This is a genomic window from Hanstruepera ponticola (assembly GCF_012931685.1).
GTDB classification, from domain to species: Bacteria; Bacteroidota; Bacteroidia; order Flavobacteriales; family Flavobacteriaceae; genus Hanstruepera; species Hanstruepera ponticola.
In genome coordinates this window covers 58,655-78,333 of the sequence record NZ_JABANC010000002.1, presented here as the reverse complement: position 1 = coordinate 78,333, position 19,679 = coordinate 58,655, and the positions used below count along the sequence as shown (strand labels likewise).

Below are 19,679 nucleotides of genomic sequence, written 5' to 3'. Positions count from 1 at the left end.
AATTTAAAATGAACAAAAAAACATGGTTTTTTGGTGTGCTTTGTGTTACATCATTATTTGGGTATGCCCAACAAAAAACAGACTCTACTCAAGTAGAGCAATTAGATGAAGTGGTAATTACTGATTCTAAATTCAACCTAAAACGTGAAAATTCAGGTAAGGTTATCACTACTATTTCACAAGAAGAGTTATTGCAATTACAAGGAAAGTCAATAGCCGAAATTATTAATAATACCGTTGGTATTGAAATCAATGGCGTAAAAAGTAATGCAGGTCAAAACTTAAACTATTATGTACGAGGAGGACGTAATCGTCAAGTTTTAATTCTTATTGATGGCATCGCTTTGACGGATCCATCGCAAATAGCTAATGACTATGATTTACGCTTACTTAATGCTGACCAGGTAGAAAGTATTGAGATTTTAAAAGGAGCATCAAGTACGCTATATGGTTCTGGTGCTGCTACTGCTGTTATAAATATTACATTGAAAAAAGCTTCAAAAGAAGCTATTTCAGCAAATTTAAGAAGCGTAATAGGCACTAACCAATCACAAAATGACAATAACTATTCGGTCGCAGATTTTAGAAATTCAGTTTCTATAAATGGTACTTTGAATGATTTTAATTATTTAGCAAGCTTTGGTAATCAATATACTGATGGCTTATCGGCTATTTCAAGTGGTCAGGAAAGTGATCCTTACAATGCCATAAATGGTAATTTAAAGATGGGTTATCAGTTTAGTGAAGCATTTAAAATAAATACCTATGCTAGTTTTGATAAGTTTAAAGCAGATTTTGATGATGGTTTTTCAGGAATTGATACCGATGATATTTCAACCACCAATCAATACCGTTTAGGTGTTAATTCTGAATATAAATACAAGAATGGAAGTCTTACTTTAAATGCTGCTTATAATGATGTAGAACGCAGTATTGAATCTAGTTTCCCAGCTGAATTTTATTCAAATAGTTTTATTGGCGATTTGTTCAATAGATACAATTTTAACAACAAATTTTATGCTGTTTTAGGTGTGAATGCACAGCAAAATGAGATGGAAAGTTTTACAATTCCTTTTGGATCATCCAATCTGGAACAAAGCATTAAACCGCAAGAGGCGACCTTTACCATTGTTGACCCGTATTTAAATATGGTTTATGTATCAGATTTTGGACTAAATATAAATGCTGGAGCGCGTTTGAATAACCATAGTGAGTATGGTAGTCATTTGGTTTATAGCTTTAACCCTTCGTATAGAGAAGATTTTAATTTTGGTTATTTAAAAGCTTTGGCAAGTTACAGTACAGCATATATTACACCTTCATTATATCAATTGTTTGAGCCAACTTATGGTAATTCAGAGTTAGAGCCAGAGGAGAGCGCAACTATAGAAGGTGGTTTAGAATTTCAATTTAAAGAAAAAGCAACAGTAAGTGTAGTATATTTTAATAGAAGAGAAACCAATTTTATTGATTTCGTTGATTTAGGAAGTTTTGTTTTTCAGTATAATAATGTAGCAGATGAATTCACAGCCAGTGGACTGGAGTTTATAGCCAATTATAAAGTTTTATCTAAACTGAACCTGAATGCAAACTTAACTTACACTAAAGTTGAAGAGGATTTGAATTTGAGAATTCCTGAATTTAAGGTTAACGCTAAACTAGATTACCAGTTATTTAGTAATACAGTTTTAAGTTTGTCTTACCAATACAATGATGATAGGAATGATATGATTTTTAATAATACGACTTTTATGAATGACACAGTTGTATTAGAATCGTATAACCTTTTTGATTTTTATTTGAGTCACACCATTTTAAACAACAAGTTGAAGCTTTTTACGAACATAACCAATATTTTTAATGAAGATTACCAGGAATTATATGGTTATTCTACAAGGGGAAGAAACGTAAATATTGGATTTAATTTAAGTTTATAATTTAATAATCTGGTCATTTTGAGAACCTCAACTGACCAGATTTTTTTATTTTTCAATATACATGTTGTCTTGCAATGGCGTAAAAGAACTTTTACTACCAACAATTTCAAAAGGTTCAAACGTTTGTCCTGATAAACGGCTGTTATCCTCAATATGTTGTAATGCAACAGATAGCAGTAGCTCATTTTCATCACCAAGAACACCCATATTAGCATAGTTTTCTGAAACTAAAATATCAGGATCTAAACCTTCAAAATAATCAGTAACTCCAGCAGCATTTAAAGATTTTAAAACTAGTGGTTGCATAGCATAAAGATGAGAAGGGTTGGCGCCTTGCCTTCTGAAATCAGGAGAATCGTAAAGCGTAATGGAAGCTTGATATTTTCCAGTGGTTGATGTTCCAATTTGAACTACATTTATATAGGGCCTTAAACAATTAATCACTAATTCACTAGCAGAAGCAGAGCGTTTAGTAGTTAAAACATAAACACGATTAAGGTTTAAAATATTCAACGGTGTACCTTCATCATTATTGGTAAATCTATTAACTGTTGATTCCACTGATAACTGTGATTGAATATCATTGTTCCATTGTTCAGTACTAAAAACTTCACCGTTTCTTCCAGCTATCATACTTGATAATAAAATGGCTGTATTAACTGATCCACCTGGATTATAGCGTAAATCCAAAACTAAATCTTGAATATTGTTATTCGAAAAGTAGCCAAATGTATCATTTAATTGTGCATCAAAATCTCTAGTAAATCCATTATAGACTAAATAACCAACATTGCGACCAGCAACTTGGAAAACATTTCTTTCAAATATAGGATTTTCGGTATAGGGTGATTTTGTTAGCGTCACACTTTGTCCATTGGGAGTTATCGTATCATCATCTGGATCTGGTGTGCCATTATCATCATATATGGCTAAATTAATAGTATAAGTGTTATTGCTTAACAGGGAGAGGTAATTATTGTCATTCAATGGTGTGCCGTTAACAGCATAAAATATATCACCGCGTTGTAACCCTTGATTGGAAGCACTTGTATTTGGCAAAACATAGCCAACATAACCAAAAATATCTGAACTGGATGTCTGTCGTCTTACAAGCCCAAAATCCATACCGTTGTTTTGTGTAGTACCATTTAAAAAAGCTTCTAGTTCAATATAATTGCTAGTAATCCAACTAAATCTATCAACAGTTTCAGGTTGATATATTAAATGGTTGAACAATGCTTCGGGAGAATTATAACTATTTAAAAAAGCATCATACTCACTATCTGAAAAGCGATTGTTGGCTAAATCAGGAACATCATCTTTATACAAATAATATGTATTCATGCCTCGATAAACAAAATCATTTAAATCTTTAATTGATGCTGGATTATCATCTAAATCTTCGAAACAACTGATGAATACAGACGAAATAATAAAGAAGAGTAGTAGGTGTTTGAGTATTTTCATAGCAATAAAGTGTTCTTTTTCACTTTAAAAGTAGTTACTTTATTGAAGAATAAAAATTTTTTGTAACAAAATTGATAGTAGTTCGTCGTAATAGTAAATAACCCCAAAAGGGTAATTTTAACCAACCACAACTTATGACACAGAGTGAGTTTTTAAATATTGTCATGCCTTTTAAAGATAAGGTATTTCGTTTAGCCAAGCGATTACTGGTATCTAGGGAGGAGGCTGAAGATGCCACTCAAGAAATTTTATTGAAGTTGTGGAACAATAAAGCAAAGATTGAAGAGTACAAAAATGTGGAAGCATTTTCAATGACCATGACCAAGAATTTGTGTTTAGATAAGTTGAAATCCAAACAAGCTCAAAATTTAAAAATAGTACACAGTAATTATCAAGATCACAGTGTCTCTGTACAAAAGCAAGTAGAGTTAAATGATAGTTTGGATTGGGTAGGCAGGATTATGGAGGATTTACCAGAACAGCAAAAAATGGTCATTCAACTCCGAGATATAGAGCAATATGATTATGACGAAATAGCCAAAATGTTAGACATGAACAATACAGCAGTGAGAGTGGCTTTGTCAAGAGCGAGAAAAACAATAAGAAAAAAATTAACTAATACACATAGTTATGGTATTAAATAATATAGAAAAGTTACTAGAAAAGTACGAGAACGGCGAAACAAGCCTAAAAGAAGAGCAACAGTTAAAAAGCTATTTTTCTCAAGAAACTGTAGCGCCACATTTAGAAATGTACAAGCCAATGTTTACGTATTTTTTGGTAAATGAGAAAGAACAGTTCACCAAAAACATTCCATTAAAAACTAAAAAGACATTTAATTATAAGTGGATTTCTGTCGCAGCTGTAGCCGTTCTTTTAATCAGTGTTTATTTTTCCAATCCATTTGTTGTACAAGATGATTTAGGAACCTATGATGATCCTGAAGTAGCTTATAACGAAGTTACAAAAGCTTTGGAGCTAATTTCCTCTAATTTTAATAAAGGAGCTGGTAAAATAAATTATTTAAATGGCATGGACACAGGTGTATCCAAAGTTGGATACCTTGATGAAATGCATAATACAACTAGTAAAATTTTTAAATAAAAACTAAAAAAATGAAAACTATAAATAACTTAAAAATAAATACTTTCAAGAAGTATACGGTAACCTTATTAATGGTAATTCTATTGTTGCCATTAACATCTATGGCTCAAGATATATTTGCCAAATATGATGGTAATATAGACGTCACTTACGTGGATATTAAGCCTAAAATGTTTCAAATATTGGCAAAAATGGATGTTAAAATTGATGATCCAGATATGCAAGATTATTTAGAGACAGTAAATAGCATTACCAGTTTAAAAGCTCTAGTCACAGGAGAAGCGTCTATTTCAAATGATATCGCTACTTGGGTAGATTCAAAATCTAAAAATTTAGAAGAATTAATTGAAATAAGAGATGAAGGAACAGTTGTTAAGTTCTATATCAAAGAAGGTAGAGAGCAAGACCATGTTGAAGAACTTTTAATTTTTATTAATGGTATAAGTAATCAGATGAATGATTCTAAAACTGATAAAAATGGAAAAGCGCTCAATATTGAAACGGTTGTAGTTTCCGTAACTGGAAATATTGATTTAAAGCAAATAAATTTTGATTTAATTGGAGATCAAATCCAATCAAAACAATCTTCAGCTAAAATATTATCTCAAGACAGTATGGTTTTTAAGGATTTAAAAGTTTATCCTAATCCATCACAAGATAAGGTAACCATAGATTTACCATCTGAATTAAAGAATAATGTTAATATTACAGTTTTAAACGCTCAAGGAAAGCAAGTGAAAACTCAAGTTATAAATGCACAAAACAAAACTTTAGATATTTCTGATTTACAAGCGGGTGTTTATTTAATTCAGTTTATATACGATGATTCTCGTGTTGTAAAACGCTTTGTGAAACAATAATTTAAATAATATTTTAGAAAATACTTCAAGATTTTAAATAAAAAAACAATGAAAACTTCAATAAATAATAAAACAAAAACAATGAAAAAGTACACAGTAATTTTATTAATGGCAATTATGTTATTACCATTAACGTCTATGGCACAAGATATTTTTGCTAAATATGCAGAAAATCCAGATGTAACGTACGTGTCAATCAAGCCAAAAATGTTCCAAATGTTAGCAAAAATGGACATTAATACTGACGATCCTGAAACACAAGAATATGTAAAAATGGTTAATAGCATTACTAGTTTTAAAGTAATTACTACTGATAACAAAGCCATTTCTACTGATGTGACAAATTGGGTGAATTCTCGTAAGAGTTCTTTGGAAGAATTAATGGTTGTGAAAGATGATGGTGTGAATATGACTTTTTATGTAAAAGAAGGTCGTGATTCAGATCATGTAAGTGAATTTCTAATGTTCGTTGATGGTTTAAGTGCCATTACTAAAGATGCAAACATTGAAATGAACGGTAAAAAACGTGAGTTTGAAACAGTCGTTGTCTCCTTGACAGGTGACATTGATTTGAACCAAATTTCAAAATTGACTCAAAAAATGAACATCCAAGGTGGTGAGCATTTAGAGAATAAGAAAAAGTAAAAACAAATATGAAAACATCAATCAAAACAATATTGTTCGGTTTACTAGCATTAAGTATGCTAGTAAGCTGCAACAATGGGCCATCATTGCAAACATATTTTGTAGATAATCAGGAATCACCTGATTTTATTTCAGCTGATATTCCAACGTCTGTAGTTACATTAGACGAAGCGTCACTATCTGATGATCAAAAAGAAGCTTATAAATCTTTAAAGCGTTTAAACTTTTTAGGTTACAAAAAAAATGAAAATAATGCTGATGTTTATAATGCAGAACTTTCAAAAATAAAAGCGATTCTAAAGGATGAAAAATATATTGACTTAATGGAATTTAGCGATAAAGCCATGAAGTTTGATGTTAAATATATTGGTGATGATGATTCGGCTGATGAAGTTATAATATTTGCCAATTCACCTGATATGGGTTTTGGTATTATCCGAGTTTTAGGCGATGATATGCGTCCTGAAAATATGGCAACTTTAGCAAATGCCCTTCAAAATGCTGATTTTGACGAATCTCAATTAAACGGAATTACCGATTTTTTTAAATAAATAGTTTAAAATGTTAATGATAAAAACGACTGACCATTGAAGTTATCAAAGTGCAGTCGTTTTTTTTATAATGGTAGATGATTGTTAATCTTCATTCCCTTTCGTTAAAACCATGACGATGTTAACTATCACCACCAATAAGCCCACAATCAGCAATCCAATAATTGCAAAGTTTTCTAAAATCCCAAAAATTCCGGATAAAACAAAAAGAACAGTTATTACTGTACAAAGTATAATGGATTGTTTGTCAGACAACATATGATAATATTGTAAATTGATTATTAATCAAATTCAACTTCAATTTTATTTAAGTTAGCAATATCTTTATTTAGATATTTAATACTTACTTTAGGTGGGATAGAAATTTCAATACAAGTTTCACTAAAAACTAATTTATCGGAAGATATTTTAGCTTGGAAATCGTTTGACATTAGTAATGATTTCAAGATTAATTTAAACGTTTTTCTGTCATTGTATTTTTCGTACAACTCATCAATTTGGTCTTTATTAAGCTCTTTGAATCTGCTTACGTGTATTTCAACTGATGGTGGAATTGAAATTCCAACAATAAGTCTATTAGTTCTAAAACCAGCTTCTTCAATCAAAGGTAAAACATCAAAAATCTCCTTAACGTAACTAGCAAACTTATTTTTTGTATTTATTCCTAAATCACTAATTTTAGTAAGTCCATTTTTTAACTGATAAATTATTTGATCGGTACTATCAGTTATAGATTCTGAAGTTTTTTTTATGATGGACTTGTCTTTCACTGATTAATTCAAGGAACAAAAGCGTTATATACCTGTATAATTACTAGGCGTAATAGCTTTTAATTCGGTTTTAATTTGATTTGAGATCTCTAATGTATCAATAAAATTTGAAATGGACTTTTGATTGATTTTCTCATTAGTTCTCGTCAACCCTTTCAAGGCTTCATAAGGATTAGGATAGCCTTCGCGCCTTAAAATGGTTTGAATAGCTTCAGCTACAACGGCCCAATTATTCTCTAAATCTTCAGCAAATTTTGTTTCGTTTAATAATAACTTATTTAAACCTTTTAATGTTGATTTAAAACCAATTAAGGTGTGTCCAAAAGGCACACCAACATTACGTAAAACGGTACTATCAGTTAAATCACGCTGTAAACGTGAAACTGGTAATTTGGCTGAAAGATGTTCAAAAATAGCATTAGCAATTCCTAAATTACCTTCGCTGTTTTCAAAATCTATGGGATTCACTTTATGTGGCATAGCAGAACTTCCAACTTCACCAGCTTTAATTTTTTGCTTGAAATAATCCATAGATACATAGGTCCAGATGTCTCTATCTAAATCTATTAGAATAGTGTTTATGCGCTTCAAGCAATCAAATAAAGCAGCCATATGATCATAATGCTCAATCTGTGTCGTAGGGAATGAGTGGTATAAGCCTAGTTTTCCTTGAACAAAATTAGCACCAAAAGCTTTCCAGTCAATATCTGGATAAGCAACTTTATGCGCATTGAAATTTCCCGTTGCACCACCAAATTTGGCCGCACTTGGAATATCGTTTAATAAGTTAAACTGTTCTTTTAAGCGGACTACGAATACCTCAATTTCTTTGCCTAAACGCGTAGGAGAAGCTGGCTGACCATGCGTTCTAGCTAACATAGGTACGTTTGACCAATCTTTTGATAGCGATTCTAACTTATTTAATACTTCGGTATAATCAGAAATGTACACATCATTCATGGCATCTTTAATGCTTAACGGAATGGCAGTGTTATTAATGTCTTGCGATGTTAATCCAAAATGGATAAATTCTTTGTATTTAGAAATATCAAGCCTATCAAATTGCTCTTTAATAAAATACTCAACTGCTTTTACATCATGGTTGGTAACCATTTCAATGTCTTTTATTGCTGATGCATCAATAGCTGTAAAATTCTTATAAATCGCTCGTAAATCATCAAATAAATCTGTATTAAAATCAGCAAGCTGCGGTAGTGGAATTTCACATAAAGCAATGAAGTATTCAATTTCAACTTGAACACGATATTTTATTAAGGCTTCTTCCGAAAAATAAGGTGCTAATTTCTCAACTTTATTTCTATAACGTCCATCAATAGGAGAGATGGCATTTAATGATGATATAGACATGTTTTTGCTTTGTTTTTGAAAGATGCAAAGATAATCTTTTTAGATAGAAGAGCGAAGTTTGTACCTATAAGATTTAGTGCTGTATTTTATTTTTTAAGTATATTAGATACCTAAACTTGTAACCATGACTAGATCGTTTTTTCTATTATTATTTATTCTTTCTGAATTCAGTTTTTCTCAAGTTTATAAGAAATCTGAACCATTTACACATACCTATTCCATTGTGGCTCGTGATTCTGTAACTGGCGACATGGGAGTTGCAGTACAATCACATTGGTTTAGTGTAGGTAGCATTGTAATTTATGGCGAAGCTGGTGTTGGTGTAGTCGCTACACAATCATTGGTGAATCCTAGTTACGGATCTAAAGGATTGGCTTTAATGGCACAAGGATTGAGTCCGCAACAAGCACTTAATGCGTTACTTAATAATGATGCTGGGCAAATGTATAGGCAAGTAGCTTTCTTAAACCATAAAGGAGATGTGGCTACCCATACTGGAAGTTTGTGTATAGCTGAAGCTGGTCATAGACAAGGTAAGAATTTTTCGGTGCAAGCAAATATGATGTTGAATAACAGTGTTTGGAATGCTATGGCTGATGCTTTTGAAAGTACAACAGGAAGCTTAAGTGGACGTATGTTAGCTGCTATGAAAGCTGCCGAAAGTGAACGTGGAGACATACGTGGTAAACAATCTGCTGCTATTTTAATTGTAAAAGCTGAATCTACAGGTAACTCCTGGGAAGATACGATAATGGATTTACGTGTTGAAGATCATGAAAATCCCATTCAAGAATTGGAGCGCTTAATGCAGATTCATAAAGCCTATGATTTTATGAATAAAGGCGATGTGGCTATGGAGCATGGGAATTCAGAAAAAGCTGAATCGCTTTATATGAAAGCTCAAGAATTGTTTCCAGATAATTTAGAAATGCAATACTGGTATGCTATAAACCTATTAAACAACAAACAGTTTGATAAAGCAAAACCCATAATGACATCTATTTTTAAACAAAATGCGGACTGGAAAACATTAACATCACGATTAGTAGTTAGCAAATTGTTGGTGGTTACAAATGATGAACTTCAAGAAATTTTGAGTTGGTAGATTACTTTTTAATTTTCTTTAAAATATGTTTAGCTCGCGCTTTAAACCCAGAACTTTGCATTTGATAATCACGCTCCAAAATTAGAGCCAATTCCGGATGAATCCAGTCATAGTCTTGACCTAATAAATACAGGCTATTCATAGCATAAGCTTTAGGCGCAATTTTTTCGTCGTTAATCATATAATCAAAACAAGCCTCAATGATACGCTCTTTATGTTGTGGTAATAAAGCTGTTTTTATGTTGTTGTCGTTTTTTGAATAATAGGCTTTAACCAGATATTCGCATACTTTTGCAACAGGACGAACAGCAGAATCTAAATGAACTTTACTTACGTTTTTAGTAAAATCATCAAGATAAGGAATTGCAGCTTCTAAATTTTCACCACACATAAATTCAAAGACCCATGCAGCGCGACAAGAAATCTTATCATCAACCATAAAAAGAATGTCTAATAGCTTGGGAATTAAATCGGGATTATCAATGACGAGATTCGCATAGTGTAAACGTTTTTCTCGGGAATGATTCACGTAATTTAATTCATCATAAAGTTGTTTGGTAGTCACGAATATTTCCTATTTTTAAAAATCTAAAATTAAACATAATGAAAATAATTAAGAAACTCTTATTCATACTTTTAGCAGCATTTATAATAGCACAATTTTTTGGTCCAGATAAAAATGAAGGTGATTTAGCATCAATTGATGCTTTTTTAGCAGATACTAATCCACCTGAAGACGTCAGAGCCATTTTAAAAGAAAGTTGCTATGATTGTCATTCCGATGTAACGCGATATCCTTGGTATAATAACATAACACCTGTGAATTATTGGTTGGCTGATCATGTAAAACATGGAAAAGGTCATTTTAATGTATCGGTTTGGGATGAGTATTCTACCAAAAAGAAAGACCATAAGTTAGAAGAGTTAATTGAAATGGTTGAGGATAAGGAAATGCCATTAAACTCTTATACGTGGACGCATGGAGAAGCTAAACTTTCTGATGCTCAAATTCAATCGGTTATTAATTGGGCTCAAGCCGTTAGAGTCAAGTATGGTTTAGAACCAAAGCCAGAATAATCAATGTCTAAACTGCTCATTATTGGCTTTGTTTGGCCAGAACCCAAAAGTTCTGCAGCTGGAAGCCGCATGATGCAGCTTATAGAAACGTTTCAATCGCTAGATTATCAAATAACCTTTGCTAGTCCCTGTGAAAAGCGTAAGCAAGCGTTTGATTTCGAATCTATAGGAATTTCTCAAAAGTCCATTGAAGTCAATTCGAGTTCTTTCGATGACTTCATAAAACATTTAAAACCAGATGTGGTTTTGTTTGATCGTTTTATGATGGAAGAGCAATTTGGTTGGCGCGTGGCTGAAAACTGCCCAGATGCATTTCGAATTTTAGATACCGAAGATTTACATGGACTGCGAAAAGGCAGACAGCAAGCTTTTAAAAATAACAAACCATTTGAGAGATCCTATTTACTCAACGACACCTTTAAAAGAGAACTAGCCAGTATCTTCAGAAGTGATTTAAGCTTGATTATTTCAGAATTTGAAATGAACTTGCTAATTACCGATTTGCATGTTGACAAATCACTGTTGACTTATTTACCCTTTATGGAAGATAGACTAGAAGATGAGGTTATAGTGCAACTACCTAATTTTGAATTACGACAACATTTTATTACCATTGGGAATTTTTTACACGCTCCAAATTACCAATCGGTTTTATATTTAAAAGAAACCATCTGGCCATTAATCCGAAAGCAATTACCACAAGCCGAATTACATATTTATGGAGCTTATGTTACACAAAAAATAAACCAATTGCATAATGACAAACAAGGGTTTTTAATAAAAGGATATACTGAAGAAGTTAATACAGTTATGCAACAAACCCGAGTTTGTTTAGCACCATTACAATTTGGAGCAGGTTTAAAAGGGAAATTGATTGATGCTATGAAAAGCGGTACACCTTGTATTATGAGCTCAATCGCTGCTGAAGGTATGTTTGGGGATTTAGAATCTAATGGTTTTATGGAAGATAATCCTGTAGATTTTGCCAATAAAGCTGTACAACTGTATACAGATGAAAACCAATGGAAAACCAAGCAACAAAACGGCTTTAGGGTTTTAAATACACGTTTTAAAAAGGAAACTCATAAAAACAATTTTATTAAATTGTTACAGCATCTTAAGGGCAACATGCAATCTCATAGACTAAACAATACTATCGGACAAATACTTCAACACCAAACTCTGCAAAGTACCAAGTATATGAGTAAATGGATTGAGGAGAAGAATAAATCCTAGAAATTTTGAAGTTTCGTTTATGTTTATGGAAAGTTGCGGTTATGTATACGAGTATTTTCCGAAGGAAAATCAGACGAAACAAAACAAGCAACGACCTTTGATTAAGCACAACACAAGCAATTTTTTATATACTGTGTTGTGCAACGTAATTATTTTTTTCTTAATTCTTTAATTGCCATTAAATAATATATTTTGTCAATTAATAATTCAGACGCTTTTTTGTAAACAGGTTGATAGTTGGTTTCCACTTCAAAAGTATGTGCTGGTTTTCTATCAAGAAGTTTTTCAAATAGTCGGAATGTTAATCCGTGTGCTACAGGATTTCTTATTTCAGTATAAAATGTGTCATACTCTTGCTTTTCAATTTCTGAAATTACATTTTTGTTTTTTAATTCTTTGGTGATTTGACGAAAACAGAGTTTTTGTGTATTAATTATATCATTCTCTTCTTCCATCAAATTTTTTAGTTGCTCATTTATATTTTCTTTGCTTGGAATAAATCCGATTGGATTTGCTGTTTCTCGGACTAATCTGGTTGTAAAAATCATTTCGTAAAGAGTGGAACATAAACTCGCAGATGTACGGAATTTGTTGTCCATAAAAAACATTAACGCATCTCTAAATAAGTCATTTTCAATTGCTCGGTGAAATCTAACATTCCCAAGAAGAAATTCAGAATAAATTTCGTTTACTGGTTTCATTTTCTCTTATGTTGCACAACGCCCTGATATGGTTAGTTTTAATTAATTATATCAGTTGTAAACGAAGTTAGTTGTTTTTAATGATAATATCAAGACGTCATATTAGACTTACACAATTATAGGAATTCTTTATGGAAATAGGTATCTTTCAAATCACTTATTATTAACCAACTAACCATTTTCTATGAAATCCATTAAAAAGCAATCGGTTGCATTTGTATTATTTCTTTCGTTTTGTTTTTGCCAACTTCAAGCACAAGTAACTTCACAACAAATTGACTCTATTGTCAATTACGCAATGTCTAAATTTAATGTAGCTGGTTGTGCTGTTGCGGTTGTAAAGGGTGGTAAAATATTGCATGAAAAAGGCTATGGTGTCAAATCTATTAAAACCAATGAACCCGTAAACGAACACACAAATTTTGCTATAGCTTCAAATAGTAAAGCCTTTACAACGGTTGCTTTAGCCTTGCTGGTAGAGGAAGGCAAATTAAATTGGGACGATAAGGTTAAGATGCATATACCAGAATTTACTATGTATAATGATTATGTAGAAGAGAACTTTAATATAATCGATTTGGTAACGCATCGTAGCGGTTTGGGTTTAGGTGTTGGTGATCTCATGTTTTTTCCACAAGGGTCTGATTTTACCATTGACGACTTGTTGTCAAGCTTTCAACATTTTAAACAAGAGTCTGCGTTTAGAACTAAATGGGACTATGACAACTTGTTGTATTTAGTGGCTGGTGAACTCATTGCCAGAAAAAGTGGGATGACCTGGGAAGCTTTTATTGAAACGCGAATTTTCGAGCCACTTGGTATGGATAATTCATATGCATCATTAGCATCAATACAAGATTCTAGTAATTTGTCTGCTTCTCACTCAACCGAAACCGGTGAGATGCGTATAATCCCAACCTTTGAAGAAATGATAAATGGTGCAGCTGGAGGAATTTTTTCAAATGTAAACGATTTATCGCAGTGGATGCTATTACATTTAAATAAAGGCAAATATGGTAATAATTTCAACAGTCAGCTATTTACGATAAGCAATCACTACGAAATGTGGAAAATTCATACGGTTATGGATGTTAATCGAAATCCAAGATATAATTCCCATTTTGCAGGTTATGGCTTAGGATGGAATCTAACTGATGTTAATGGAAATATGCAAGTTTCCCATACTGGCGGATTACCAGGAATGTTATCTAGAACATTGCTTATTCCAGATATGAATTTGGGCATAGTTATTTTAACCAATACGAGTAATGATGGTGGCGGTTTGTTTTCGGCAGTTTCACAAACTATTTTAGATATGTATCTCGAAATGGATGATTTTCAATGGATTGATAAATATTCGGCTTATTTGGCGTCAAGACAAAGCGGCGATGATGCTGCAACTCAAAAAGTTTGGGAAACGGTTGCCAATATGGATCAAAAAGCTGTAAAGCGAGAAAAATATATTGGTGTTTATGAAGACGTTTGGTTTGGCAAGGTAGAAGTGTTTATGAAGGGTGACCAATTATGGATTAAATGTCATCGGTCACCATTACTTAATGGTCCTTTGAAACATTACAAAGATGAAACCTTTGCCATTAAATGGGAATATCAAGACATGAATGCCGATGCTTTTGCTATGTTTGAAATAGGTGAGAATGGTAAAGCCGAAGCGTTTACAATGAAAGGTATTTCACCAAACATCGATTTTAGTTTCGATTTTCAAGATTTAGATTTAAAACGCATAGACTAATGGTATCAGCTTTACGAAAAATTAGAAAAAAATTGCTAGAACAAAATAGGGCACAACGTTACATATTATATGCCATTGGAGAAATTGTACTTGTGGTTATAGGTATTTTAATAGCCTTACAGATTAATACGTGGAATAAAGAGAAACAAAATAGAGTGCATGAAATTGTAACGCTTAAAAACTTAAAGGCAGATTTAGAAATCCAAAAAGAACTTATTAAGGAGCAAATAGATTATGAGCTTGCTGTGATAGCTCAAGTAGATTCTGCCAAACATTATGTGTCAGATGAGGCAAATAAAGCTGTTTTAAACCGATTATTCAGAGAACTAGCAGCAAGGCACACATTTAAAGCCAATCGTGCCACTTTTAATAATATGATTTCAGGTGGTAGTATTAATTTGGTTAGAAATGAGGAACTACAAAATGATGTTATTAGATATTTTCAACGATTAGATTACGTTGAATCTGTTGTAAATAATAATAATTTGTATATGATGGATTCAAATTTTGGCCTTTTTGTTGCTAATAATGGATTAGGTTTAGAAGTAGATGATAACAATGAGATTATTTCAACTAAAATATTTAATAGGCGAGAGAAAGCAACAGTTTTTGCTCAATTGAATTATAGGCTTGCGAGTTCTAGTAGTATAAAAGATATTAACAAAATTTTATTGGAAGTAACAAATAAATTAATAAAAGATATTGATGACTACATAAACTGAATTAAATTATCGATACTCTGGATTTTCAAAATTCCAACGTGTTCCACTATCCCATTCTTTTCTAGAATTCCCATAAGCCGAATAACCACCATGTTGTTTAATCATATTTGCAAGATGGAGTAGGTTGTAAGTCATAAATGTGGTATTCCTGTTGGTGAATTCATTAGCCTTGGCATTACTTTCTTCATCCAAATAACTGGGTCCAGGACCTACTTCACCAATCCATCCGCAATCGGCTTGTGGTGGTATGCTGTAGCCTACATGTTGTAAAGCATACAAAATACCCATAGCACAGTGTTTTACACCATCTTCATTTCCTGTAATAATACAACCACCAACTTTATTGTAAAATAAGTATTGCCCTTTATCATTGGTTTTTCCGCTCATAGCATATAATCGTTCAATTAATTTTTGAGTAACAGATGATTTTTCTCCCAGCCAAATAGGCGTTCCTATAATCAATATATCAGCAGCTTCAATACGTTTAAAAAGTTCTGGCCATTCGTCTGTATCAACACCTTGTTTAGTCATATCTGGATATACCCCAAATGCCACATTATGGTCTATAAAACGGATATCATCAACCGTTACGCCTTCTTTTTTCATAATGCCTTTTGAAACATCAATAAGCCCTTGAGTATGACTTTTTCTAGGCGATTGCTTTAAAGTACAGTTGACGTAAAGTGCTTTTAAATTTGAAAAATCTGGTGTTCCCATAATTATTTTGTGGCATTTAAAGTTAAAAGTTTTTGAACAGCTGCTTGTATCTGGAGTTCAGCCATATCAATTGTTTTATTATTTTGAAAAATGTTATTTAGTATCGATAATTCAGAACAAGCAATTAAGGCATGTGAATCTTTAGTGTAGTCGGCTATTAAATTATTATAAATATCTAAATGTTCATCGGTAAGAGGATTTCTGTAAACAGCTTTTCGAAGTGTATCGATTACTTCTTTGTCTTGTTCTTTGGGAATTACAATGTCAATATGCAACCGTTTTATGAAAGCGGAAATATAGTCAGATTCCATAGTGTATTTTGATCCCAGAAGTGTTATTTTTTTTATTGACTTGTTTGAAATGTGGTCTGCCGCCAGTTGCAGTGGGTGTAGAATTTTTAGCTTTGATTGACATCTGTCATAGGCTTCGTGTAGCGTGATATTCGGAATAATTAAATAGCCGTTTGATGTGGATTCAATGTCGTTTAAGTAATTTTGTAAGTTGGGAACTAATCTTTCAAATTGATTGGGAAGAAATGGATTTATGGTATTAAAGTCTTTATTGTGAACTGTACATGGAAACGTATGGTAATCTCCTAGATAAGTATGATACAAATTGTTTAAAGATTCCAAATAAAATAGCGTACTCCGACTACCAAGACCTAATATGTTGATATGTGCTTTAGTTTCTATCAATCAGAAGTTTTATTTAGAATATAATCTGCAAAATAGTTTTTGGAATCTGTTAACTTATGCGATATTTCCAATTGCGTATTATCTAGAATTTGCTTTAGGATTGTACTGTTGTATTTTCGGGATGTTTCAGTATATATTTTTTCTCCTTCATTGAAATGAAATGTTTTGTCTAATGCTTTAATAAGAACAGTTTGATCTATTTTACTAACCAAATAACTTTTTGCGATACCTGTATTTTCATCATATTCAGGAAGGTGTTCAAAATTCTCCAAAATAAAACTACCACCCAATTCTTTATTTATGCGTTGGAGTAAATTGAGATTAAATTGCTTTGTTATGCCTTGTGAATCGTTGTAAGCTGGCAGAACAATATGTGTAGGTTTAATTAAATCGACGCCTAAAACAACCTTGTCGTTTTTTTCTAAAACAGCATTTAATTGTGTCATAAAATCTATTGCTTGATTATCTTCAAGATTTCCAATGTTAGAACCCAAAAAGAGCACGACTTTTGGTTTATGAAATAATTTAATTTCATTTAATACATTAAAGTAATGTCCTTGTTTTGGTGTGAGTTTAACCTCTGGAAGTTCTTCTTTTACAGAGTTCTCTAGATTGTTCAGAGCATTTTGTGAAATATCAATAGGGATAAACGTAAACTTGAATCCTTTTGAATTCAGGGCTTTAAGCAGATTCTTTGTTTTTGTTCCATCTCCTGCACCTAATTCAATTAAATCGAACTCTTGTTCTATCGGTAAGTCAAGAGCCGTTATAAGCTCATCAGTTTGATTTTTAAATATATCGAGTTCGGCATTAGTTAGATAGTACTCTGGCATATTCATAATCTGTATAAAAAGGGCATCACCTTTTTCATCATAAAAGTATTTTGAGGGCAGATACTTTTGTTTTGCTGATAGTCCTTTTTCCACATCTTTTAAGAACAACATGTTTTCAGTTGAAGTATTTTTTGTTTTGGTAGTTTGCATATAAGATTTTTAGTTGGCTAATCGTATTCCAGAAAATTGCCATTGGGTGTTAGGTGAAAAAAAGTTTCGATAGGTATATCTGCTGTGGTTTTGAGCAGTGGCTTTTGAAGCACCTCTTAAAACCATTTGATTTATCATAAATTTTCCATTGTATTCTCCTACAGCACCTTCAGCAATTTTAAAATTTGGGTAAGGCAAATATGCGGAGTTAGTCCATTCCCATCTATTTCCCCAATTAAGTTGTTTTGAGGCGATTTCCCATTCAAATTCCGTAGGTAAACGTTTATTTTTATATTGTGCAAAAGCAGCAGCTTCATAATAGGAAACGTGAGTCATAATATGATTAGGATTTACTTTAATTAATCCGGATAAAGAATACTGATACCAATCACCATTTATATTTTTCCAGTATAATGGTTTAGTTATGTTGTTTTCTTGAACCCATGTCCATCCGTCATCATGCCAATATTTAGACTTTTTATAGCCATCATTTTCAATAAATTTTATAAACTCACCATTAGTTACAAGTCTCTCTGATATAGTAAAAGTTTCTAAAAATACCCGATGTTTTCCTAATTCATTATCAAAACAGAATTCATTGGTATTGTGACCTATTTCATAAATGCCTTCAGTAATTGTTAGCCAGCCTGAAGATGTTTCCTCATCTGAAATGAAATTGTTATGACTGTATTTTGGATAAATAGGATTTAATGAAAATGTGTACTTTAAATCAGTAATTAATAATTCTTGATGTTGTTGCTCGTGGTTTAAACCTAAAATGGTCAGTTCTCGCAACTTTTCATTATTGCTGGTGCTTAAAAGTTTGCGCATAGCGACATCAACATAAGCACGATATTCAAATATTTTTTGTACCGAAGGACGTGTAAGTAAGCCTCTGTTTTTTCGTTCTAATTGTTCACCCACACTATTGTAATAGCTGTTAAATAAAAAAGAATATTCCGAGTTAAAAACATCATAGTTAGGTAGAAATTTCTTTAAAATCATTTCTTCAAAAAACCATGTGGTATGGGCAATATGCCATTTTGGAGGACTAGCAAATACAGCAGATTGAGGTGTGTAATCCTCAATAGATAATGGCTTACATAAATTTTCTGTATGAGAACGAATGTTAGTATAGAAATCTACTAGTGTGCTTTTTTTTGTTTCGATAAAATTCATTGTATAAATTAAGAAAAATTCAGTCTAAAAGATTAATTCAAAAGACTAATTCTTTTCCTCTATTAAGATAGTGATACTTTAAATGTACTTGAATAATTATAATCTTTTTAATACTTTTTTAACACCAGTTGTGGCAGGTTCAGCAATGACAGTGATGTTACTTTGACTTTCAAAAGCAGGTTTTGGGTCAATAAAAAATGTTGGTGTGTTTTCTGGTACATAATGCATTAAGCTAGCAGCGGGATATACTTGCATGGAAGTTCCTATTATCATTAAAATATCAGCTGTAGTACATATATTAATAGCGTTTTCAATCATTGGAACGGCTTCACCAAACCACACAATATGTGGCCGCATTTGATAACCTTGACTGCAAGTGTCGCCAGTAACCAAATCAGTTTTCCAATCCATAATATCTGATTCATTAAAAGAACTTCTCGCCTTTAGTAATTCGCCATGCAAATGAACCACGTTCGAACTACCTGCGCGTTCATGTAAGTCATCAACATTTTGTGTTATAATGCTTACCTTATAATTATTTTCAAGCTGTGCCAAATCATAATGTGCACTATTGGGCTCAACCTTTAATAATTGTCTACGACGTTGATTATAAAATTCTAGAACTAGTTCAGGATTGCGTGCAAAACCTTCTGGTGTTGCTACTTCCATAACGTCATGACCTTCCCATAGGCCATTTTCATCTCTAAAGGTTTTTAATCCGCTTTCGGCACTCATACCAGCTCCAGTAAGTACTACAACATGTTTCATAGCTAATAAAGTTAAAAAGATTATTTGATAATTGTAGAATACCG

21 protein-coding genes are annotated in these 19,679 nt (G+C 32.3%); 11 read left to right on the top strand and 10 right to left on the bottom strand.

What is annotated here, in order from left to right; translation table 11 throughout:
* Positions 1–8: 8 nt before the first annotated feature.
* On the top strand, positions 9–1,937 hold the full coding sequence (locus tag HGK31_RS06155; RefSeq protein WP_191858973.1) for a TonB-dependent receptor plug domain-containing protein: 1,929 nt from the start codon (positions 9–11) through the stop codon (positions 1,935–1,937).
* Between the two features lie 45 nt (positions 1,938–1,982).
* On the opposite strand, the gene HGK31_RS06150 is transcribed toward HGK31_RS06155, so the two are convergent.
* On the bottom strand, positions 1,983–3,404 hold the full coding sequence (locus HGK31_RS06150) for a S41 family peptidase (RefSeq protein WP_191858972.1): 1,422 nt from the start codon (positions 3,402–3,404) through the stop codon (positions 1,983–1,985).
* 134 nt (positions 3,405–3,538) lie between these two features.
* Here HGK31_RS06150 and HGK31_RS06145 point away from each other — a divergent pair, with 134 nt between their 5' ends.
* The 5 genes from HGK31_RS06145 to HGK31_RS06125 all read left to right on the top strand — a co-directional run bounded on the left by HGK31_RS06145 (position 3,539) and on the right by HGK31_RS06125 (position 6,564).
* On the top strand, positions 3,539–4,048 hold the full coding sequence (locus HGK31_RS06145; RefSeq protein ID WP_104734084.1) for an RNA polymerase sigma factor: 510 nt from the start codon (positions 3,539–3,541) through the stop codon (positions 4,046–4,048).
* Entirely contained in the window at positions 4,035–4,508 is a 474-nt protein-coding gene (locus HGK31_RS06140) for a hypothetical protein (protein WP_191858971.1), read from the top strand. The genes HGK31_RS06145 and HGK31_RS06140 overlap by 14 nt, the downstream gene beginning before the upstream one ends.
* An 11-nt stretch (positions 4,509–4,519) precedes the next feature.
* Positions 4,520–5,368, top strand: coding sequence for a DUF4252 domain-containing protein (locus HGK31_RS06135; protein ID WP_191858970.1), 849 nt, complete (start codon positions 4,520–4,522; stop codon positions 5,366–5,368).
* A gap of 81 nt (positions 5,369–5,449) precedes the next feature.
* Positions 5,450–6,013 carry a DUF4252 domain-containing protein gene (locus tag HGK31_RS06130; protein WP_104735753.1) on the top strand — a complete coding sequence of 188 codons (564 nt, stop codon included), beginning with the start codon at positions 5,450–5,452 and terminating at the stop codon, positions 6,011–6,013.
* An 8-nt stretch (positions 6,014–6,021) separates the two neighbouring features.
* Positions 6,022–6,564: a DUF4252 domain-containing protein gene (locus HGK31_RS06125; RefSeq protein WP_104734081.1), complete on the top strand. Its 543-nt coding sequence runs from the start codon at positions 6,022–6,024 to the stop codon at positions 6,562–6,564.
* 281 nt (positions 6,565–6,845) lie between these two features.
* Here the strand turns inward: HGK31_RS06125 and HGK31_RS06120 are convergent, their stop codons facing one another.
* Complete coding sequence (locus tag HGK31_RS06120; RefSeq protein WP_191858969.1) at positions 6,846–7,334, bottom strand: hypothetical protein; 489 nt, start codon at positions 7,332–7,334, stop codon at positions 6,846–6,848.
* Positions 7,335–7,358: 24 nt separating this feature from the next.
* Positions 7,359–8,702 carry an adenylosuccinate lyase gene (purB, locus tag HGK31_RS06115; RefSeq protein ID WP_191858968.1) on the bottom strand — a complete coding sequence of 448 codons (1,344 nt, stop codon included), beginning with the start codon at positions 8,700–8,702 and terminating at the stop codon, positions 7,359–7,361.
* A 124-nt stretch (positions 8,703–8,826) separates the two neighbouring features.
* On the opposite strand from purB, the gene HGK31_RS06110 reads away from it, so the two are divergent.
* Positions 8,827–9,807, top strand: coding sequence for a DUF1028 domain-containing protein (locus HGK31_RS06110; protein WP_191858967.1), 981 nt, complete (start codon positions 8,827–8,829; stop codon positions 9,805–9,807).
* A 1-nt stretch (position 9,808) separates the two neighbouring features.
* Here the strand turns inward: HGK31_RS06110 and HGK31_RS06105 are convergent, their stop codons facing one another.
* Complete coding sequence (locus HGK31_RS06105; RefSeq protein ID WP_191858966.1) at positions 9,809–10,372, bottom strand: adenylosuccinate lyase; 564 nt, start codon at positions 10,370–10,372, stop codon at positions 9,809–9,811.
* Between the two features lie 38 nt (positions 10,373–10,410).
* On the opposite strand from HGK31_RS06105, the gene HGK31_RS06100 reads away from it, so the two are divergent.
* Together HGK31_RS06100 and HGK31_RS06095 are read left to right on the top strand one after the other, a co-directional pair.
* Complete coding sequence (locus HGK31_RS06100; RefSeq protein WP_191858965.1) at positions 10,411–10,884, top strand: heme-binding domain-containing protein; 474 nt, start codon at positions 10,411–10,413, stop codon at positions 10,882–10,884.
* A 3-nt stretch (positions 10,885–10,887) separates the two neighbouring features.
* Positions 10,888–12,120: a glycosyltransferase gene (locus HGK31_RS06095; protein WP_191858964.1), complete on the top strand. Its 1,233-nt coding sequence runs from the start codon at positions 10,888–10,890 to the stop codon at positions 12,118–12,120.
* Between the two features lie 149 nt (positions 12,121–12,269).
* Here HGK31_RS06095 and HGK31_RS06090 read toward each other — a convergent pair whose 3' ends face one another.
* Complete coding sequence (locus HGK31_RS06090) at positions 12,270–12,821, bottom strand: hypothetical protein (protein ID WP_191858963.1); 552 nt, start codon at positions 12,819–12,821, stop codon at positions 12,270–12,272.
* A gap of 184 nt (positions 12,822–13,005) precedes the next feature.
* Here HGK31_RS06090 and HGK31_RS06085 point away from each other — a divergent pair, with 184 nt between their 5' ends.
* Both HGK31_RS06085 and HGK31_RS06080 read left to right on the top strand, forming a co-directional pair.
* The gene (locus tag HGK31_RS06085; RefSeq protein WP_191858962.1) at positions 13,006–14,571 is read left to right on the top strand and encodes a serine hydrolase; all 1,566 of its coding nucleotides are present in this window, start codon (positions 13,006–13,008) and stop codon (positions 14,569–14,571) included.
* A complete protein-coding gene (locus HGK31_RS06080) occupies positions 14,571–15,293 on the top strand; it encodes a DUF6090 family protein (protein ID WP_191858961.1) in 723 nt (240 codons plus the stop codon). The genes HGK31_RS06085 and HGK31_RS06080 overlap by 1 nt, the downstream gene beginning before the upstream one ends.
* A 6-nt stretch (positions 15,294–15,299) precedes the next feature.
* Here HGK31_RS06080 and HGK31_RS06075 read toward each other — a convergent pair whose 3' ends face one another.
* The 5 genes from HGK31_RS06075 to HGK31_RS06055 form a co-directional block, all read right to left on the bottom strand.
* On the bottom strand, positions 15,300–16,010 hold the full coding sequence (locus tag HGK31_RS06075; RefSeq protein ID WP_191858960.1) for a flavodoxin family protein: 711 nt from the start codon (positions 16,008–16,010) through the stop codon (positions 15,300–15,302).
* A gap of 2 nt (positions 16,011–16,012) precedes the next feature.
* A complete protein-coding gene (locus HGK31_RS06070) occupies positions 16,013–16,705 on the bottom strand; it encodes an aspartate/glutamate racemase family protein (protein WP_191858959.1) in 693 nt (230 codons plus the stop codon).
* Entirely contained in the window at positions 16,702–17,688 is a 987-nt protein-coding gene (locus HGK31_RS06065; RefSeq protein WP_233451013.1) for an L-histidine N(alpha)-methyltransferase, read from the bottom strand. The genes HGK31_RS06070 and HGK31_RS06065 overlap by 4 nt, the downstream gene beginning before the upstream one ends.
* Before the next feature lie 9 nt (positions 17,689–17,697).
* Positions 17,698–18,867, bottom strand: coding sequence for an ergothioneine biosynthesis protein EgtB (gene egtB / locus HGK31_RS06060; RefSeq protein ID WP_191858958.1), 1,170 nt, complete (start codon positions 18,865–18,867; stop codon positions 17,698–17,700).
* Positions 18,868–18,963: 96 nt separating this feature from the next.
* Positions 18,964–19,635 (bottom strand): SIR2 family NAD-dependent protein deacylase, encoded by a 672-nt coding sequence (locus HGK31_RS06055; RefSeq protein ID WP_191858957.1) that lies wholly within the window; start codon positions 19,633–19,635, stop codon positions 18,964–18,966.
* Between the last annotated feature and the right edge of the window lie 44 nt (positions 19,636–19,679).

What these genes read in the sequence shown, in the direction of transcription:
- HGK31_RS06155 (WP_191858973.1), top strand. Translation starts at nt 9, where the DNA reads ATGAACAAAAAAACATGGTTTTTTGGTGTGCTTTGTGTTACATCATTA.
- HGK31_RS06150 (WP_191858972.1), bottom strand. Translation starts at nt 3,404, where the DNA reads ATGAAAATACTCAAACACCTACTACTCTTCTTTATTATTTCGTCTGTA.
- HGK31_RS06145 (WP_104734084.1), top strand. Translation starts at nt 3,539, where the DNA reads ATGACACAGAGTGAGTTTTTAAATATTGTCATGCCTTTTAAAGATAAG.
- HGK31_RS06140 (WP_191858971.1), top strand. Translation starts at nt 4,035, where the DNA reads ATGGTATTAAATAATATAGAAAAGTTACTAGAAAAGTACGAGAACGGC.
- HGK31_RS06135 (WP_191858970.1), top strand. Translation starts at nt 4,520, where the DNA reads ATGAAAACTATAAATAACTTAAAAATAAATACTTTCAAGAAGTATACG.
- HGK31_RS06130 (WP_104735753.1), top strand. Translation starts at nt 5,450, where the DNA reads ATGAAAAAGTACACAGTAATTTTATTAATGGCAATTATGTTATTACCA.
- HGK31_RS06125 (WP_104734081.1), top strand. Translation starts at nt 6,022, where the DNA reads ATGAAAACATCAATCAAAACAATATTGTTCGGTTTACTAGCATTAAGT.
- purB (WP_191858968.1), bottom strand. Translation starts at nt 8,702, where the DNA reads ATGTCTATATCATCATTAAATGCCATCTCTCCTATTGATGGACGTTAT.
- HGK31_RS06110 (WP_191858967.1), top strand. Translation starts at nt 8,827, where the DNA reads ATGACTAGATCGTTTTTTCTATTATTATTTATTCTTTCTGAATTCAGT.
- HGK31_RS06100 (WP_191858965.1), top strand. Translation starts at nt 10,411, where the DNA reads ATGAAAATAATTAAGAAACTCTTATTCATACTTTTAGCAGCATTTATA.
- HGK31_RS06095 (WP_191858964.1), top strand. Translation starts at nt 10,888, where the DNA reads ATGTCTAAACTGCTCATTATTGGCTTTGTTTGGCCAGAACCCAAAAGT.
- HGK31_RS06090 (WP_191858963.1), bottom strand. Translation starts at nt 12,821, where the DNA reads ATGAAACCAGTAAACGAAATTTATTCTGAATTTCTTCTTGGGAATGTT.
- HGK31_RS06085 (WP_191858962.1), top strand. Translation starts at nt 13,006, where the DNA reads ATGAAATCCATTAAAAAGCAATCGGTTGCATTTGTATTATTTCTTTCG.
- HGK31_RS06080 (WP_191858961.1), top strand. Translation starts at nt 14,571, where the DNA reads ATGGTATCAGCTTTACGAAAAATTAGAAAAAAATTGCTAGAACAAAAT.
- HGK31_RS06075 (WP_191858960.1), bottom strand. Translation starts at nt 16,010, where the DNA reads ATGGGAACACCAGATTTTTCAAATTTAAAAGCACTTTACGTCAACTGT.
- HGK31_RS06065 (WP_233451013.1), bottom strand. Translation starts at nt 17,688, where the DNA reads ATGCAAACTACCAAAACAAAAAATACTTCAACTGAAAACATGTTGTTC.
- egtB (WP_191858958.1), bottom strand. Translation starts at nt 18,867, where the DNA reads ATGAATTTTATCGAAACAAAAAAAAGCACACTAGTAGATTTCTATACT.
- HGK31_RS06055 (WP_191858957.1), bottom strand. Translation starts at nt 19,635, where the DNA reads ATGAAACATGTTGTAGTACTTACTGGAGCTGGTATGAGTGCCGAAAGC.